16 protein-coding genes are annotated in these 15,265 nt (G+C 69.2%); 13 read left to right on the forward strand and 3 right to left on the reverse strand.

Translation table 11 applies throughout. The features are described 5' to 3' along the window. Nucleotides 1-3: 3 nt before the first annotated feature. On the forward strand, nt 4-606 hold the full coding sequence (locus Q9R17_RS11625; RefSeq protein WP_308154801.1) for a Hemin transport protein: 603 nt from the start codon (nt 4-6) through the stop codon (nt 604-606). 66 nt (nt 607-672) lie between these two features. Next, complete coding sequence (locus Q9R17_RS11630) at nt 673-1,611, forward strand: DUF6607 family protein (protein ID WP_308154802.1); 939 nt, start codon at nt 673-675, stop codon at nt 1,609-1,611. A 219-nt stretch (nt 1,612-1,830) separates the two neighbouring features. Here Q9R17_RS11630 and Q9R17_RS11635 read toward each other — a convergent pair whose 3' ends face one another. Further along, on the reverse strand, nt 1,831-4,335 hold the full coding sequence (locus Q9R17_RS11635; protein ID WP_308154803.1) for an FtsX-like permease family protein: 2,505 nt from the start codon (nt 4,333-4,335) through the stop codon (nt 1,831-1,833). Next, complete coding sequence (locus Q9R17_RS11640) at nt 4,332-4,979, reverse strand: ATP-binding cassette domain-containing protein (RefSeq protein WP_308154804.1); 648 nt, start codon at nt 4,977-4,979, stop codon at nt 4,332-4,334. Before Q9R17_RS11640 ends, Q9R17_RS11635 begins: the two co-directional genes overlap by 4 nt. Nucleotides 4,980-5,054: 75 nt before the next feature. Between Q9R17_RS11640 and Q9R17_RS11645 the strand changes: the two genes are divergently transcribed. The 3 genes from Q9R17_RS11645 to Q9R17_RS11655 all read left to right on the forward strand — a co-directional run bounded on the left by Q9R17_RS11645 (nt 5,055) and on the right by Q9R17_RS11655 (nt 7,892). Next, on the forward strand, nt 5,055-5,699 hold the full coding sequence (locus tag Q9R17_RS11645; protein WP_308154805.1) for an arylesterase: 645 nt from the start codon (nt 5,055-5,057) through the stop codon (nt 5,697-5,699). Nucleotides 5,700-5,786: 87 nt separating this feature from the next. Then, nucleotides 5,787-6,500, forward strand: coding sequence for a response regulator transcription factor (locus Q9R17_RS11650; RefSeq protein ID WP_002811889.1), 714 nt, complete (start codon nt 5,787-5,789; stop codon nt 6,498-6,500). A 120-nt stretch (nt 6,501-6,620) separates the two neighbouring features. Beyond that, nucleotides 6,621-7,892 carry a HAMP domain-containing sensor histidine kinase gene (locus tag Q9R17_RS11655; RefSeq protein ID WP_308154806.1) on the forward strand — a complete coding sequence of 424 codons (1,272 nt, stop codon included), beginning with the start codon at nt 6,621-6,623 and terminating at the stop codon, nt 7,890-7,892. 33 nt (nt 7,893-7,925) lie between these two features. Here the strand turns inward: Q9R17_RS11655 and Q9R17_RS11660 are convergent, their stop codons facing one another. After that, nucleotides 7,926-8,627: an SGNH/GDSL hydrolase family protein gene (locus Q9R17_RS11660; protein ID WP_308154807.1), complete on the reverse strand. Its 702-nt coding sequence runs from the start codon at nt 8,625-8,627 to the stop codon at nt 7,926-7,928. Between the two features lie 201 nt (nt 8,628-8,828). Between Q9R17_RS11660 and Q9R17_RS11665 the strand changes: the two genes are divergently transcribed. The 8 genes from Q9R17_RS11665 (at nt 8,829) to Q9R17_RS11700 (ending at nt 15,262) form a co-directional block, all read left to right on the forward strand. Then, complete coding sequence (locus Q9R17_RS11665) at nt 8,829-9,224, forward strand: diacylglycerol kinase (protein ID WP_308154808.1); 396 nt, start codon at nt 8,829-8,831, stop codon at nt 9,222-9,224. Between the two features lie 33 nt (nt 9,225-9,257). Beyond that, nucleotides 9,258-10,007, forward strand: a complete 750-nt coding sequence (locus Q9R17_RS11670; protein WP_308154809.1) for a TerC family protein — start codon at nt 9,258-9,260, stop codon at nt 10,005-10,007. 182 nt (nt 10,008-10,189) lie between these two features. Continuing rightward, entirely contained in the window at nt 10,190-11,350 is a 1,161-nt protein-coding gene (locus Q9R17_RS11675) for an MFS transporter (RefSeq protein ID WP_308154810.1), read from the forward strand. 156 nt (nt 11,351-11,506) lie between these two features. Then, nucleotides 11,507-12,124, forward strand: coding sequence for a LemA family protein (locus Q9R17_RS11680; RefSeq protein ID WP_308154811.1), 618 nt, complete (start codon nt 11,507-11,509; stop codon nt 12,122-12,124). Nucleotides 12,125-12,127: 3 nt separating this feature from the next. Then, nucleotides 12,128-13,015 (forward strand): TPM domain-containing protein, encoded by an 888-nt coding sequence (locus Q9R17_RS11685; protein ID WP_308154812.1) that lies wholly within the window; start codon nt 12,128-12,130, stop codon nt 13,013-13,015. Continuing rightward, a complete protein-coding gene (locus Q9R17_RS11690) occupies nt 13,015-13,506 on the forward strand; it encodes a TPM domain-containing protein (protein WP_308154813.1) in 492 nt (163 codons plus the stop codon). Before Q9R17_RS11685 ends, Q9R17_RS11690 begins: the two co-directional genes overlap by 1 nt. Nucleotides 13,507-13,583: 77 nt before the next feature. Then, a complete protein-coding gene (gene lgt, locus Q9R17_RS11695) occupies nt 13,584-14,471 on the forward strand; it encodes a prolipoprotein diacylglyceryl transferase (RefSeq protein ID WP_308154814.1) in 888 nt (295 codons plus the stop codon). Next, nucleotides 14,468-15,262, forward strand: a complete 795-nt coding sequence (locus tag Q9R17_RS11700) for a thymidylate synthase (RefSeq protein WP_308154815.1) — start codon at nt 14,468-14,470, stop codon at nt 15,260-15,262. Before lgt ends, Q9R17_RS11700 begins: the two co-directional genes overlap by 4 nt. The last annotated feature ends 3 nt before the right edge of the window (nt 15,263-15,265 follow it).

The raw sequence follows: 15,265 nt of genomic DNA on the forward strand, positions 1-15,265 counted from the left end.
CCCATGAGCCGCGCCCTGTCCGCACGCAGGCATCCCCCCACGGCAGCGCCGGCCGGCGTTGCCTGGCCGACGCCATCGCAGTTGTCGGCGCTGGGCACGGTGCTGTGCCTGTACCGCGCCGATGGTAGTGAACTGGCGGGCTGGCGGCAGGCGGTACGCGTGCACGCCTGCCAGGGCGTGGACAGCGAGGGCCTGCGCGAAAGCCTGTGCTTCCTCGATGCCCGGGGCCGTTGCGTATGGCGGCTGTACCTGCTGCCGGACAGCGATTTCCTGGCCTGGGACCGGCTGGTGGCCACGCTGCCGCCGGGGCCCGAGCATGCGGCCGATGCCAGCAGCGTGGGCGAACGCCTGTGGCGGCGCCTGGCCGGCCACCTGGGCGGGCAGCGCTGGCGCCTGTGTGCCCTGCGCCTGCACGCCGCCGATGGCGGTGACACGCTGGCCGCCAGCCTGTCCACGCTGTCATCGCTGGGCGCGGCTACCGCCCAGCGCATCGCCCGCCTGGAAGGCGCCGACGGCGAGCTGCCGGTGGATGACTGCTGTTGTGCCGGGGCGGCCCGCCGCCCGGCGCCGCGCGCCCCCGGCGATCTGCCGCTGGTGCACCTGTAGGCCGACCCAGGACGAACGACGCGCCACGGATGGCGTCCCGATGAACCGACCCCCGAAGGAAACCCGATGACGTTCCAGACCGCCAGCGTGATGATGGTGCTGCTTGCCGGCAGCAGCCTGGCCCACGCCCAGCCCTCCAGCACCGCCCGCGACCATGACAGCATCCTGGCCATGCAGGGCGAGTACACCGTGGATTTCGCCTTCGATGAAACCGTGCTGCTCAAGCCGGGCTACGAGCGTGCCCCGGCCATGCGCAGCGGTGGCAACGAAGTGGTGATCGTGGTTGAAGACAGCCCGACGCGCATTGTCCTGCAGCACCTGCTGGTGGACGGCAAGAGTGGCCATGTGACCAAGCACTGGCGGCAGGACTGGGTGTATGAAGCGCCCAACCGTTTCGAGTTCAGCGCCGACCAGACCTGGCAGGTGCGCACGGTTCCGGCCGCCCTCAACCAGGGCGCATGGACCCAGTGCGTGTACGAGGTAAGCGATGCGCCACGCTACTGCGGCACGGGCAGGTGGACGTACGAGAACAACGTACCGACCTGGACCAGCGATCTGAGCTGGCGCCCGCTGCCGCGCCGCGAGTACACCAAGCGCAGCGACTACAACGCGCTGGCCGTGGTCAACCGCCACACGCTGACCCCGAACGGCTGGACCCACGAACAGTTCAACACCAAGGTGCAGCGCAATGCCGACGGCAGCCAGGTGGAGATCGCCCGCGAGTTCGGCTTCAACGACTACATGAAGACCACCGAGGTCGATTTCACCCCGGCCCGTGAGTACTGGAAGGCCACCGCCGGCTACTGGGCCAAGGTGCGCCAGCGCTGGGACGGTTTCCTGGGCCAGGCGCCGGGCGTGCACCTGAAGACCAAGCTGGACGGCATGGCGATGATCATCCCGTTGTTCACCCAGGCCGAAGCGATCCAGTCGGGCAAGAAGGTGAAGGACGCGCAGATCGACCAGGTCTTCGCCACGTACGTGGAAAAGGCGCCGAAGGAAGGGTGATCGGCCGGTGCATCCACGCATGGCGTGGAGCTGCAGCCGCGATTCCGGCACCGCCACGCAGGTGGTGTGGCCGAAGCTCAAGGTAGATCCACGCCATGCGTGGATGATTCCCTTCCTTGAACCTCGGGAGCGCGCAGAACACCGCGAACACCTGCAGCGCGGTCACGTCCTGCGCAGGCACGGCGTGGACTGCGCCTCCACGCCGTGCCTGCGCTGGCCTTACGCCTCGCGCAGGGCCAGCGCCGGGGGCGTGTACAGGATGCGCCGGGTGCCCCACCAGCCGGCCAGCAGGCTCAGGCCGATGCCCACCAGCCCGCCCAGCACCAGGCCGGGCCAGGGCGGCAGCAGCGGCAGCTCGAACACCCGCAGCGACACCACGGTGCCGATCAGCGCGGCCGCGCCCACCGCCAGCAGTGCCGCCAGCGTGCCCAGCGCACCGAACTCCACCAGCACCGCGCCGCGCAGCTGGCGGCGGGTGGCCCCCAGCGTGCGCAGTACCGCGCTGTCGTAGCGGCGCTCGCCGGCAGTTGATTGCAGTGCCGCCATCAGCACCAGCACGCCGGCCAGCAGGCTGAACACCATCACCAGCTGCACCGCCTGGGCCACGCGCTCCATCACATCGCGCACCTGCGAAATCACCGCATCCACGTCCAGCAGCGACAGGTTCGGCTGTGCGCGGACCAGCTCGCCCAGCCCGGCCGCCTTGCCCGCCGGCAGGTGGAAGGCCGACAGCAGGTTGTGCGGGGTATCGCCGACGGCGTTGGGGTTGAGCAGCACGAAGAAGTTCGGCCGGAAGGTGTTCCAGTCCGCCTTGCGGATGCTGGTCACGGTGAACTCGCGTTCCTGCTCGCCCACCGCGATGCGGATGCGGTCGCCCAGGTGGGCGCCGTAGCGGGTGGCCCAGCCGGTTTCCACCGAGGCTTCCGCTGCCGTACTGGCGGTATCCCAGAAGTGGCCTTCCAGCAGCGTGTTGGCCGGCGGGAACGTGCTGCGCCAGCTGAAGTTCAACGGCCGGTTCTCGTCGTCATCGTCCTCGCGCCGGCCGTTGCCGTTGCCGGTCACGCCCTGGTCCACGCGCAGCGGTGGCTTGCCGTTGATCGCCAGCAGGCGGCCGGTGGCCATCGGCTCGATGCTGGCATCGGCCGCGCCCAGGCCACGCAGGGCGGACTGCACGCTGTCGCGCTGCTCAGGCTGGATGTTGATCAGGAAGTAGTTCGGCGTATCGGCCGGCAGGCGCTCACGCCACTGCTGCAGCAGGCCGGGGCCGATCACCGCCAGCAGCAGCAGCGCGCACAGCGACAACGACAGCCCGACCAGCTGCATCACCGCCAGCAGCCGGCGCCGGGTGAGGGCGGCCAGGCCCAGCCGGGCGTTGCCATGCAGACGGTGCTGCAATCCCTTCATCAGCTGCAGCAGCAGGAAGCCGATGCCGCCGGCAGCCAGGGCCAGCGCGGCCAGGCCGCCCAGTACCCACAGCGCCAGCTTCAGGTCGCCGGTGACCTGCACGGCCAGCAGCAGGCTGGCCGCCAGTGCGGCCACATACGCCAGCAGCGACGCCGGGGGCAGGGCCGCGAACGAGCGGTTGAGCACGCGCATCGGCGGCACGCCACGCAGGCGCAGCAGCGGCGGCAGGCCGAAGCCGAACAGCAGCAGCAGGCCGATGCCGGCGCCGGTCAGGGCCGGGGTGGCCTGCGGCAACGGCAGGCGCTGCGGCACCAGACTGCCCAGTACCTGCACCAGCCCTTCCTGCGCGGCCATGCCCAGGGCGATGCCCAGCGCGCAGGCCGGCACCGCCAGCATCAGCAGCTGCAGGGCCAGCCCGCCGAGGATGTCGCGCTGGCGCGCCCCCAGGCAGCGCAGCACGGCCACCTGGTCGATGCGGCGCAGGGCGAAGCGGTTGGCGGCCAGTGCCGTGGCCACGCCGGCCAGCAGCACCGCCAGAAGCGCGCTCAGGCCGAGGAAGCGCCCGGCCAGGTCGAAGGCCTGGCGCACGCCACGCTGGGTGTCATCCACGCTCAGCAGGCGCATGCCCTTGATCTGCGGCTGCAGCCATTCGCGCAATGCCGCGATCTGCGCCGGTGGGCCGGCGAACATCAGCCGGTAGTTGATGCGGCTGCCCGGGCCGAGCAGGCCGGTGCCATCGACGTCCGCACGGTTGACCAGCAGGGTGGGCGAGAGCGTGAGCAGGTCACCGGACGCATCGGGTTCGGCTTCGATGATGCCGGCGATGCGCAGGCTGCCCGCGCCGAACTCCAGCGCATCACCGGTCTTCAGGCCCAGCGCCTGCAGCAGGCGCGGATCGGCGTAGGCCTCGCCCTTCGGCGGCGCACCGGCGTTGGCGATCAGCGCACCGCCGGGGGCGCTGCGCACGCGCAGGGTGCCACGCAGCGGGTAGCCGGCTTCCACCGCCTTGATGCTGGCCATCTGGCTGGCGTCGCCCTGGAACAGCACGCTGCCAAAGCTGGCCAGGCGGGTATGGGCCAGGCCCCGGCGCTGGGCTTCCTCGGCGAAGGTGGCCGGCGGGTCGTCACGCCCGGCCAGGCCCAGGTCGCCGCCGAGCATTTCCGCCGCGCTGCTGGTCAACGCCAGGGTGACCCGGTTGACCAGCGTACCCACCGCGGTCATCACCGCCACGCCCAGTACCAGGGCGGCGAAGACGGTCAGCAGGTCGCCGGCCAGGGCTTCGCGGCGCAGCGCGCGCCACGCATGCCGCAGCAGGTTCATGCGCCGGCTCCCGGTTCGGCCGGCAGCAGGCGGCCATCATCGATGCGGTGGATGTGCTGGCAGCGCTGGGCCAGGCGCAGGTCGTGGGTGACCAGCACCAGGGTGGTGCCGCTGCCGGCATTGAGTGCGAACAGCAGATCGCTGATCTGCTGGCCGGTGGCATGGTCCAGCGAACCGGTGGGTTCGTCGGCGAACAGGATGCGCGGCCGGGTGACGAAGGCCCGTGCCAGGGCCACGCGCTGCTGTTCGCCACCGGACAGCTGGCGCGGGTAGTGGCGCGCACGGTGGGCGAGGCCGACCGCGGCAAGCACCTCGTCCACCCGCGCGGGATCTTCGCGACCGGCCAGTTCCAGCGGCAGGGCCACGTTTTCGGCAGCCGTCAGTGCCGGCAGCAGGTGGAAGCTCTGGAACACGAAGCCGACCTCGCGCGCGCGCAGCTGTGCGCGCGCTTCCTCGTCCAGCGTGTCCAGCGCCTGCCCGGCCAGGGTGATGCGGCCATGGCTGGGCAGGTCCAGCCCGGCCAGCAGGCCGAGCAGGGTGGTCTTGCCCGAACCTGAAGCGCCGACGATGGCCACGCTGGTGCCTTCATGGACGGTCAGGCTGATGTTGTCCAGTATGTGGACTTCACCCTCCGGGCCATGCACGGACTTGCCGACCTGGTCGACCGAAATGGCAACCGGTGCGCTGCGGGGGGACAGGCTGTCGATGAGGAGACTCCAATGCGCGTGACTGGGTGGGGCCGGCAAGCCGGCGCGATGTTCGTGGTGCTGCTGGGCCTGCTGCTGTTGCCCGCGCTGGCACCGGCCGCGGGAAAGGCCGGCACCGTGCTGGTGCTCGGCGACAGCCTCAGTGCCGCCCACAATATCCCGGCCGATGCAGGCTGGGTGAGCCTGCTGGACAAGCGGGTCAGGCAGCAGTCGAAAACCCCGCCGGCCATCGTCAATGCCAGCATGAGCGGGGAAACCACCGCCGGCGCGCTGACCCGGCTGCCGGGCCTGCTGGCCAGGGAGAAGCCCACCGTGGTGGTGATCGCGCTGGGTGGCAACGATGCCCTGCGCGGGCTGACCCCGGCCCAGGTACAGGGCAACCTGGAAAAGATGGTGCAGGCCAGCCAGAAGGCCGGCGCCAAGGTGCTGCTGCTGGGCATCGACGTGCCGCCCAACTATGGCCCGGCCTACCGGCAGCGGCTGGCCGCGGTGTACCGCAGCGTGTCCGGCCAGTACCACGTGCCGCTGCTGCCGTTCCTGCTGGAGGGCGTGGCCCTGCAGCCGGGGCTGATGCAGGCCGACGGCCTGCACCCCACCGCGCAGGCCCAGCCGAAGGTGCTCGACAACGTCTGGCCCCTGCTCAAGCCCCTGCTCTGAACCCATGGCCAACCGCTTGACCGGGCTTCACATCGCGTCCACCGTCGATGGGGCATGTTTCACAAAGCTGAAGTAAGAGGAAATCACATGCGTCAGACGAAGGAGACTTCCGGCTTGGTGCTGGTGGTCGAGGACAACCGCAACATCTCCGAGATGATCGGCGAGTACCTGGAAGGCCGAGGCTTCGAGGTCGACTATGCGCAGGATGGCCTGGACGGCTACCGTCTGGCAGCGGAAAACAGTTACGACGTCGTCGTGCTGGACCTGATGCTGCCGCGCCTGGACGGCATCGAGGTCTGCCGCCGGCTGCGCAACGATGCCCGCAAGTCCACGCCGGTGCTGATGCTGACCGCGCGCGACACGCTGGATGACAAGCTGACCGGCCTGGGCTTCGGGGCCGATGACTACCTGACCAAGCCCTTCGCCATCCAGGAACTGGAAGCCCGCCTGCGGGCCCTGATCCGCCGCGAGCGCCGCCAGGTCGGGTCGGAAGTGCTCAAGGTGGCCGATCTGGTGCTGGACCCGGTGAGCATGCGCGCCACCCGTGCCGGCACGGAACTGCAGCTCTCGCCGATCGGCCTGCGACTGCTGACCATCCTGATGCGCGAATCGCCGCGCGTGGTCACCCGCCAGGAAATCGAGCGTGAGATCTGGGGCAACGGCCTGCCGGATTCGGACACGCTGCGCAGCCACCTGTACAACCTGCGCAAGATCATCGACAAGCCGTTCGACCGCCCGCTGCTGCACACCGTGCAGAGCGCCGGTTACCGCATTGCCGACATCGCCCAGCCCATGGCCTGATCCGGGCCGGCAGGGCGCCAGGACCTGGGCCGGCCCCCCAGCGGGGGCCGGCAGCACGCCTTGCACGGCCGGATGACGGTGCGCTGCCTATAATCGCAGCGCTCTGACCGGGACTCCGCAATGCCGCACGGCCTGCCGCGCAAGATACGTATCGCCTTCATCCTGCAAGCGGTGCTGGCCAGCCTTGGCATCCTGCTGGGCGCCTGGCTGGTATCGCTGGTGATCAAGCACAGCCTGGTCAGTGCCGCGCTGCACGAGGAAGCGGCCTACTTCTGGACCCTGTACGAGGCTTCGCCCGTGCAGCCCCCGCCCAATACCCAGAACATCCGCGGCTACCTGCTGGAAAACGGGCGTTCGGCACTGGCGTTGCCAGCCAGCCTGCGCCGCCTGGAGCCGGGCTTCCATGAACTGGCCGGTGACGACCAGCTGGTGCTGGTGGATGCACACGGGGGCAACCGGCTGTACCTGGTGTTCATGCGTTCGCGGGCGGAAAAGCTGGCGTTCTGGTTCGGCATCGTGCCGGTGCTGCTGACCCTGCTGGCGGTCTATGGCGCCAGCTGGGTGACCTACCGTGCGTCCAAGCGCCTGGTGTCGCCGGTGAACTGGCTGGCGCGCAGGGTGTCGCGTTGGGACCCGGGCCACCCGGAAGCGGCCGATCTGGAGCCGCACAAGCTGCCGGCCGACATGCAGGGCGAGACCCGCCAGCTGGCCGCGGCCCTGCATTCGCTGGCCAACCGGGTCAGCGCCCATGTGGCCCGCGAGCGCAATTTCACCCGCGATGCCAGCCATGAACTGCGCACGCCACTGACCGTGATCCGCGTGGCCAGCGACATGGCCCTGGGCGATGACAGCCTGGCCCCGCGCCTGCGCCGCAGCCTGCAGCGCATCCAGCGTGCCGGGCGGGACATGGAAGCGGTGATCGATGCCTTCCTGATCCTGGCCCGTGAAGCCGACGTGGAACCGCAGATCGAACTGTTCGACGTGGCCGAGATCGTCCGTTACGAGGTGGACAACGCCAACGAACTGCTGGGGAGCCGGCCGGTCAGCGTGCACCTGCACAGCGCCGGGCCGGTACAGCTGCATGCCCCGCCCCGTGTGCTGCAGGTGGTGGTCAGCAACCTGGTGCGCAATGCCTGCAGCTATACCGACGAGGGCCGCATCGACGTGACCGTGCAGGCTGACCGGGTGATCGTGCGCGATACCGGCATCGGCATGAGCAGCGAAGCCCTGGCCCGTGCCTTCGAGCCGTTCTACCGTGCCGAACCCAGCCGTCCGCAGGGAACCGGGCTGGGGTTGTCGATCGTGCGCCGGCTGTGCGACCGCTTCGGCTGGAAAGTGACGTTGACCAGCGAGCTGGGGCAGGGCACCGAAGCGACGGTGATCTTCCGGTAGATCCACGCCATGCGTGGATCAGGCCGCGCCCTCTCAATCGCAATGCACCTTCGGGGCCAGCGCCTTGGTCCAGATTGCATACCCGGCCGGGGTCATGTGCAGCATGTCCTCACGGAACAGGCGGGCATCGGGCTTGCCATCGGTGCCCAGCATCGGGGTGTACACATCGGTGTAGCCGGTGCGCGGCAGTTTCGCCAGGGCGGCCTTGACCATCGTGTTGGCCTGGGCGATGCCCGGCAGCAGGTGCGCCCGCGAGGGGCTGGGCTTGATCGCGATGTATTCCACCGCCGTGCGGGGCAGGTCGCGGTGCACGCGCTGCACGAAGGCCACCACGTCATCGCGGACCTGGGCCGGGGTACGGCCACTGTTGAGGTCGTTGTCGCCGGCGTAGAAGAACACCTTGCAGGGGGCGTAGGGCACGACGATGCGGTCGGCGTACCAGGTGCTGTCGCGCACTTCCGAGCCGCCGAAGCCGCGGTTGAAGACCGGCTGGCCGGCGAAGTCGCGTGCCAGCGAATCCCACAGGCGGATCGATGAACTGCCGACGAACTCGATGCCGCCCCGTGGCGGGGGGCTGGCCTGGTCAGCCTTCAGGAACGCTGCGATGTCGCCCTCCCACGCCACGTTGGACACCTGCGCCGGTACCTGCGGCGCGACCGGCGGGGCCGATGCCTGCGCCAGTGGCGCGACCAGCAGGCTGACGGCAAGGACACAGCGGTGGAAAGGGAAGGGCATCGACCGGCTCCAGAACGGGAAACAGGGACCGATCATAGGCCGGCACGCGCATGCGGCGCTTGCCCGAAGGTGGTCGCTTGGGGGCCGGGGCCGCCCCCTGTGGCAAAATAGCCGGCATCCGTCCATCGCACGTACCCATGATCCCCAACCGCGCGCCTGCCCGGTCGCTGTCCTGCGACCCCGTTGCTGGAACCTTCGCCCGTGGCTGACCAGTTCGGTCACCTGCCCCGTGGCCCCCGCCGCATCTTCCAGGCCGCCCGCTGGTCCTGGCAGGGCCTGCGCGCGGCCTGGCTGCACGAGTCATCCTTCCGGCTGGAGGTCTACCTGCTGGTGCTGCTGGCGCCGCTGGCGCTGTGGCTGGGCCAGACCCCGGTCGAGCGCGCGCTGCTGATCGGCTCGATGCTGCTGGTGCTGGCCATGGAACTGGCCAATTCGGCCATCGAAGCGGTCATCGAGCGCTATGGCAGCGAGATCCATGAACTGGCCGGCCGGGCCAAGGACATGGGGTCGGCGGCGGTGTTCATCCTGATGATGAACGTGCTGCTGTGCTGGGGCCTGGTCGTGGTCCCGCACCTGCTGTCCGGTGCCTACGGCTGATGCCCCATTCCCCCACTGCCCTGAAGAGTTTCCATGTCCCTTGAGTTCCTCGCCGACCCCAATGCGTGGGTGACCCTGTTCACCCTGAGCGCCCTGGAAATCGTGCTCGGCATCGACAACCTGGTGTTCATCTCCATCGCGGTCAGCAAGCTGCCGGAAGAACGCCGCCCGTTCGCGCGCAAGCTCGGCATCGCCGTGGCCTGCATCACCCGCATCGCGCTGCTGGTTTCGCTGGCCTACCTGGCACATATGGCGGCCAACCTGTTCACCATCGCCGGCATGGGCATCTCCATCCGCGACCTGGTGCTGATCGTCGGTGGCCTGTTCCTGCTGATCAAGGGCTTCATGGAGATCCGCGAACTGATCACCGGCGGCGAGGATGAAGATCCCTCGACCACCAAGGCCTCGGCGGTGTTCGGCTATGTGATCGCGCAGATCGCGGTGATCGACATCGTGTTCTCGCTGGATTCGGTCATCACCGCCGTCGGCATCGCCGACCACATCCCGGTGATGGTCGCGGCCATCCTGATGTCGGTGCTGGTCATGCTGCTGGCCGCCAACCCGCTGGGCCGTTTCATCGACGCCAACCCGACCGTGAAGATGCTGGCGCTGGCCTTCATCCTGCTGATCGGCGTGGTGCTGATCCTCGATGGCCTGGACGTGCACGTGCCCAAGCCCTACATCTACGCCGCGATGGGCTTCTCGGTGCTGGTGGAGTGGCTGAACCTGCTGATGCGCCGCCGCGCACGCGAGCACCACGTGCCGGGTGCCGGCAACTGGTGATGTCCCCCCGAACCCCCGGCCCGCGCCGGGGGTTCGGCGTTCAGGGGGCCTGCCATGGCGGGCCCGGCGGGATTTGTGAAATGGGATCAACACTGTTTCCCTGCCACGGGGCTTAATCCGGCCGGGCAAAGCGCGCAGGCTACGCGCTCTTTTCCAGGGCCTGCCCCACGCAGGAGCGTTCCATGCATTCCCGAGCTGCCTTGCTGGCCCTTGCGGTCGGCGCCTTTGCCATCGGCACCACCGAATTCACGCCCATGGGCCTGCTGCCGGTCATCGCCAGCGGCGTGGACGTCAGCATTCCCACCGCCGGCATGCTGATTACCGCGTATGCGGTCGGTGTCATGCTGGGGGCGCCGGTGATGACCCTGCTGCTGGGCCGCTATGGCAAGCGCACCGCGCTGATGCTGCTGATGTCGATCTTCGTGGTCGGCAACGTGCTCTCGGCGCTGGCCCCGAACTATGGCCTGCTGCTGCTGTCGCGGCTGGTGACCAGCCTCAACCACGGTGCCTTCTTCGGCATCGGCGCGGTGGTGGCGGCCAGCCTGGTGCCCAAGGACAAGCAGGCCGGTGCGGTGGCCACGATGTTCATGGGCCTGACCATCGCCAACATCGGCGGCGTGCCGGCGGCGACCTGGATCGGCCAGCAGCTGGGCTGGCGGCTGGCCTTCGGCGGCACGGCGGTGCTGGGCCTGGTGGCCATCCTGGCCCTGGGGCTGGCGCTGCCGGCATCGGCACCCGGGCCACGCCCGGACGTGCGCCGCGAGCTGCGGGCGATCGCACAGCCGAACGTGCTGCTGGCCATGGCCACCACGGTGGTGGGCGCCGGGGCGATGTTCACCCTGTACACCTACGTGGCCCCGGTGCTGACCGAGCTGACCGGGGCGTCCAATGCCTTCATCGCGCTGTCGCTGGCGCTGATCGGCATCGGCTTCACCTTCGGCAACGGTATCGGCGGGCGCCTGGCCGACTGGTCGCTGGACGGTGCCACACGGATCCTGCTGGCGGTGTTGGCGGTGCTGATGTTCGTGCTGCCGCTGGCCTTCATGACCCATGCGGGTGCGGCGATCGGCCTGCTGGTGTGGGGGGCGGCCACCTTTGCGATCGTGCCGCCGCTGCAGATGCGGGTGATGGAGGCCGCGTCGGAGGCACCGGGGCTGGCGTCGTCGATCAACGTGGGCGCGTTCAACCTGGGCAACGCACTGGGTGCGGCGCTGGGCGGTGCGGTGCTGAGCAGCGGGTTGGGCTATGCGGCCATTCCGGTGGCCGGTGGCGTGCTGGCGGCCGGTGGCCTGTTGCTGGCGTGGCTGGGGCGCTCGCGTGCCCCGGTGGCCGAGGCCTGCTGAGCGGGCGGCGGCAGGACGGCGCCCCAGCCCCGGTGGTAGATCCACGCCATGCGTGGATCAATGCCTGACCCGAGGCCGAGGCGGCCGGGGCCGATGGCCGATCGTTCACCCCATTCATGGCATGCTCGGCGCTCCGTCCACCTGGAGCCTTCGGCCATGCGCCTGCTGACCCGCCTGATTCCCCTGGTACTGCTGGCATCGCTGCTGTCCGGCTGTGGCTACAACGCCATCCAGCAGAAGGACGAGGCGGTCAAGGCCAGCTGGGCCGAAGTGCTCAACCAGTACAAGCGCCGTGCCGATCTGGTACCCAACCTGGTGCAGACCGTGAAGGGCTTCGCCAGCCAGGAAGAGCGCGTACTGACGGAAGTGACCAACGCGCGTTCGCGGGTCGGCCAGATCAACGTCAACGCCGACGATGAAACCTCGCTGCGCCAGTTCCAGCAGGCCCAGGGGGAACTGGGCAGTGCGCTGTCGCGCCTGCTGGTGGTCACCGAGAACTATCCGGTGCTGAAGTCCGACCAGAACTTCCGCGACCTGCAGGCGCAGCTGGAAGGCACCGAGAACCGCATCACCGTGGCCCGCGGCCGCTACATCCAGCAGGTGCAGGACTACAACACCTACGTGCGTTCGTTCCCGCAGGTGATCACCGCCAGGATCTTCGGCTACCAGACCAAGCCGAACTTCACCGTCGAGAACGAAGCGCAGATCGCCAACGCGCCGGCCGTGGATTTCGGCACGTCGCCGCAGCAGCCCGCGCCGCAGCCGGGCCACTGATCCATGCGCCTGGCCGCTGCGCTGCTGGCCCTGCTGCTGTGGCTGCCGCTGGGCGTGCAGGCGCAGTCGCCGGTGGCCATTCCCGCGCTGGATGCACCGGTGGTGGACACCACCGGTACGCTGGATGCCGCGCAGAAGCAGGCGCTGGTGCAGCAGGCGCTGGATCTGCAGCAGCGCAAGGGCAGCCAGCTGCAGGTGCTGATCGTGCCCAGCACGCAGCCGGAGGACATCGCCCAGTACACCACCCGCGTGTTCGACCAGTGGCAGATCGGCCGCAAGGGCGTGGATGACGGGGTGCTGCTGGTGGTCGCCAAGGACGATCGCCGGGTACGCATCGAGCCGGGCTACGGCCTGGAAGGCGCCATCCCCGATGCCATCGCCAACCGCGTGATCCAGGAGTACCTGGTGCCGCGCTTCCGCAATGGCGATTACGCCGGTGGCATCACCGAGGCCACTGCGGTGCTGGTGAAGCTGATCGATGGCGAGGCACTGCCGGCCCCGGTCAGCGACCATCGCAACCGCGAGCGCAACGGTGGCGGTGACGGCCTGATGGTCGCGGTGGTGATCGGCTTCTTCGTGGGATCGATCCTGCGTGCGGTGCTGGGCGGGCTGCCGCGCCCGATCCGCGGCCTGGTGGCCGGTGGCGGCGCGGCCGTGCTGGCGTTCCTGTTCACCTCGATGCTGCTGGCGGCCGGCGCCGCGGGTCTGGTCGGCCTGCTGATGGCGGTGGTCTCGGGCAATCCGGGGCGCTTCGCCGGCGGTGGCGGCTGGGGCGGCGGCGGCTGGGGCGGTGGGGGTGGTTTCGGTGGGGGTGGTGGGTTTGGCGGCGGCGGTGGCTGGGGCGGCGGTGGTGGCCGTTCCGGCGGTGGCGGCGCATCGGGGGGCTGGTGATGTCACGTTGGCTGCGTCATCTGTTCGCACCCTCGGCACGGCGGGCCTTCCCGCCGGCCACGCTGCAGGCGATCACCGAGGCGATCGGCGAGGGCGAGCGACGCCATGCCGGGCAGGTGATGTTCGCGGTGGAATCGGACCTGCCACTGCTGGCGCTGTGGCGTGGGGTCACCGCACGGCAGGCCGCCGAGCGAGCCTTCGCCCACCTGCGGACCTGGGACACCGCCGGCAACAACGGCGTGCTGATCTACCTGCTGCTGGCCGATCACGCGGTGGAGATCGTGGCCGACCGCGGCCTGCAGGGGCGGGTCAGCGCGCAGCAGTGGCAGCAGGTCTGCGCCGGGCTGTGCCAGGGCCTGCGCGGCCCGCAACCGGAACAGGCGCTGCGGCAGGCCATCGCGGCGGTCTCGGACCTGCTGGCCGGGCACTTCCCGGCGACCGGGCGGTCCAATGGCGACGGCCTGCCAGATACGCCGCAGATCCTGGGCTGACCGGCCGGCACCGTGCCCGGCAAAGCGACGGCACGGCGGCAAGGCTAAAATACCGACATCATCGCAAGGCACCTTCCATGATCTATTTCCACGATATCGACCCCATCGCCCTTTCGCTGGGGCCGATCAAGGTGCACTGGTACGGCATCATGTACCTGCTGGGCTTCACCGCCGCCTGGTGGCTGGGCCGCCGGCGCATCGCCGCCGGGCGCCTGCCGGGGGTGAATGGTGATGGATTCTCCGACCTGCTGTTCTACGCGATGCTCGGCGTGGTGCTGGGCGGGCGCATCGGCTACATGCTGTTCTACGCGCTGGGCGATTTCCTGCACAACCCGCTGCTACTGTTCAAGGTGTGGGACGGCGGCATGAGCTTCCACGGTGGCCTGCTGGGCGTGCTGGCCGCGTGCGGGTGGTGGTCGCGCAAGCATCGGCTGCACTTCTTCGACACCATGGATTTCATCGCGCCGCTGGTGCCGCTGGGCCTGGGCTTTGGCCGCGTCGGCAACTTCATCGGTGCCGAGCTGTGGGGCAAGTACACCGACGGCAGCTGGGGCGTGGTGTTCCCGTCCGGCCTGCCCGCGCCGCTGAACCAGCTTGACCACGCGACCCTGCAGGCCCAGTTCGCTAGCGGTGCGCTGAACCAGTTCGCCCGCCATCCCTCGCAGCTGTATGAAGCGTTCCTGGAAGGCCTGGTGATGTTCGTGGTGCTGTGGGCCGTGTCGGCCAAGCCGCGCCATCGCTACCTGGTCGGTGGCCTGTTCGCGTTGCTGTACGGCATCTTCCGCTTCGCCGTCGAGTTCGTGCGCATGCCCGACAACGGCATCTACGTGGCCTTCGACTGGCTGACCCGTGGCCAGATCCTGAGCCTGCCGCTGGTCGCGCTGGGCATCGTGCTGCTGCTGATGTCGCGCCGCGCGCCGGTACTGCAGCCGCAGTTGCCGGTGGCTGCCGGGGATAAGGCATGAAGCCGTACCTGGACCTGCTCGCGCATGTGCTCGAACACGGCGCGGAGAAGAGCGACCGTACCGGTACCGGCACCCGCAGCGTGTTCGGCTGGCAGATGCGCTTCGACCTCAACGACGGCTTCCCGCTGGTCACCACCAAGAAACTGCACCTGCGCTCGATCATCCACGAGCTGCTGTGGTTCCTGAAGGGCGATACCAACATCGGCTACCTGAAGGACAACCAGGTGCGCATCTGGGACGAGTGGGCCGACGCCAACGGCGATCTGGGCCCGGTCTACGGCAAGCAGTGGCGCAGCTGGGCCACCGCCGATGGTCGCGAGATCGACCAGATGCAGTGGCTGGTGGAGGAGATCAAGCGCAATCCGGATTCGCGCCGGCTGGTGGTCAGCGCCTGGAACGTGGGCGAGCTGGCGCAGATGGCGCTGATGCCGTGCCACAACCTGTTCCAGTTCTACGTGGTGGACGGCAAGCTCAGCTGCCAGCTGTACCAGCGCAGCGGCGACATCTTCCTCGGCGTGCCGTTCAACATCGCCAGCTACGCGCTGCTGACCCACATGGTGGCGCAGGCCACCGGGCTCGGTGTGGGCGATTTCGTGCATACCCTGGGCGATGCGCACCTGTATTCGAACCACTTCGAGCAGGCGCGCGAGCAGCTGGCGCGCGAACCGCGCACGCGGCCGACGCTGTGGTTGAACCCGGAGGTGACCGACCTGTTCGGTTTCCAGTTCGACGACATCCGCATCGACGGCTATGACCCGCATCCGGCCATCAAGGCGCCGGTGGCGGTGTGAGTG

It is taken from the genome of Stenotrophomonas sp. 24(2023) (assembly GCF_030913365.1).
In the GTDB taxonomy this organism is placed as follows: Bacteria; Pseudomonadota; Gammaproteobacteria; order Xanthomonadales; family Xanthomonadaceae; genus Stenotrophomonas.